The organism is Insulibacter thermoxylanivorax (assembly GCF_015472005.1).
Lineage (GTDB): Bacteria > Bacillota > Bacilli > Paenibacillales > DA-C8 > Insulibacter > Insulibacter thermoxylanivorax.
In genome coordinates this window covers 1-2198 of sequence record NZ_BMAQ01000065.1, presented here as the reverse complement: position 1 = coordinate 2198, position 2198 = coordinate 1, and the positions used below count along the sequence as shown (strand labels likewise).

At 43.8% G+C, this 2198-nt stretch carries 2 protein-coding genes; both read right to left on the bottom strand.

From position 1 onward, the window contains the following. Positions 1-103 precede the first annotated feature (103 nt). Positions 104-1288 carry a hypothetical protein gene (locus tag PRECH8_RS14335; RefSeq protein ID WP_200967769.1) on the bottom strand — a complete coding sequence of 395 codons (1185 nt, stop codon included), beginning with the start codon at positions 1286-1288 and terminating at the stop codon, positions 104-106. 370 nt (positions 1289-1658) lie between these two features. Continuing rightward, positions 1659-2198 (bottom strand): hypothetical protein (locus PRECH8_RS14405; RefSeq protein WP_207161809.1); only part of this gene is annotated, 540 nt, incomplete at its 5' end.

Below are 2198 nucleotides of genomic sequence, written 5' to 3'. Positions count from 1 at the left end.
TAAGACTAGACAAGTCCCCAGAATACACAGAACAAAACGCAGAGATAGAAGGGCTTGTTTAAGATGAACAGTTAATGACGTTAGAATAACAGGCAATTAACCCTCACCTCGAACCGGAGATTTTCTCGCCGGTGATGGCGTGGACAACGTACTGACGATAGTTATATTTAATAGAGTCTTCATCGGAATGATCCGATTCATAAGGCTCGGCGATCGTGATCATCCACGCGGGGATCAACTCGAACGTCTCCTTCCCTTTCGGCACCGAGACGTAGACCAGTTCCATCGAGGTGGCCGTGAGTTTCTCCTCTATGATCAAATCAGAATACTCGTCAATCATGGTGCGCAATGCATGGACTGGCGAAACCACCGGCATAGCTTCACTTGCCAGTTCTTCCTTGATTCTGTACATATTGGCGGCATACATCTTCTGCAGTCCATCAGGTGAATATACGGCAGATATCCATGTACTCTGCATCCAGTTCCCTGCTGGACCAACTCCCGTCCCCTGTCCCCAAGTCCAAGACGAATGCGTGACAGGGATCTCATCAATTACTTGTCGCAGGAAGAAGATATACTTTTCATCCGCTGTCGTCCAATCTTCAGGGTCGAACTCGGGTTCGATTCCTCTTTCTTCCACGTAATATTCGTAGTGCTTCCTCTGTGTCTCGACATCCATAGAATAGGTTTCTGACACAGCCAATTCAGGGAAACCCATTTGCTTCATATGTTCCAGAACCTCTGCCAGAGCTTCCTCATAAGGCTTAAAGGTTAGATCGGCATAGGAGGAGTAATCCGATTTGGCCATACTTTTTCTTCCCTGATCACTAAGAGTTAGCGGATCGGGATGGTTGACGATCAAGAACGGCTTCTCAGTTTCACTCTTTTCATAGACGACATAACTCATTCCGCCGGCGGAGCTTTCTTCTATACCAAAACTTTTGCCGTTGTCATAAACATTCAAATATTCATCGTAGGTATCGCCGCTGGCATGATACCAAGGACCTTGGGCCATGGGTTGCATCTCAACAAGCTCTCCCCGCAGCAGATGCTTAGAGACTGTCTCAGGATCCAGTTCCCAATATCCCGCTTCATGGATACGAGCTTCTTGGGCAGATACGACCGTCTCCGGATCAATGGCAATCTCGAGATTATTAGGGAGTTTAACCTGCTGTAGATACTGTTCTAATGTGAGGTTGTCATCATCGTCCCCCTTCTTGGATCCTTCGCATGCAGAAACTATGATGACTACTGTTAGAATCAGCAAACTTAATAGATACTTTCTCAACCCTTTTCATCCTTTCAAAGTTGAATATCAAAAATAACTAATGCAGGTGGCGAGTACACCTGCATCGTTTTAAAGTTATGGAGACCAGGTACCTTCAACTTTATATTCAACAAAGTCCCAATAAGTTGGATATGCCGATAAATATACTTCAGTTCCAATTCCACCGTATCCATCTAAGTAGGTAAAGCTTCTCTTACCTTTAGTAGATATGTCAGTTAATATTTCGGTTGCCTGCTGGGAAGATTCTTTTTTAGGCGACAAAAAGTAGTTTGTTGGAGTTGCAGAGTGACTAGGATTAACATAACAAGAAATAAGATATATTCTTTTTATGTATATGTTAGTTAAATTTTAAATATATATTCCATTTTTGTCAATATGGTAGAATTATGATTTGTGATATTTGGGAGAATGTATCCTCCAATTTAGTAAATGGTATTACGGGAGACACCGGCAGAAGGCAGGGAATGAATATCGTTACACATTTCGTTATGAGACTTGCCGCTGCACTGCCTGCGTCATACGTTCCTTCTATAATGAACGGTATATTAAGGTAGTCCGGCAATCCCCAAAATCTAGTCAAACGGAACATCATAAAATAGATCACGGTCGGTGCAACCAAAGTGACGAAACGATTAGGGATCAGGACCGACACCCATATCGCCAAGCATGCGAAGAGCATAGATGACATACTCAGATGCGTCGCTCGAGCCAAGATATATATAATAGGCATATTCTGCTCCAACAGCACGGCATATGCATCACCCGTAGATATATTGGTAAACAGCGGCAGTTGGAATAACAAGAATACAGCGTATAGCAGGATGCCGAGGAAAGTAGTTAGAAATGCTGAGATCGCTCCTGCTAACATCTTGCCCATGACATAATGCGCTACACCCGAACGAATGAGCCA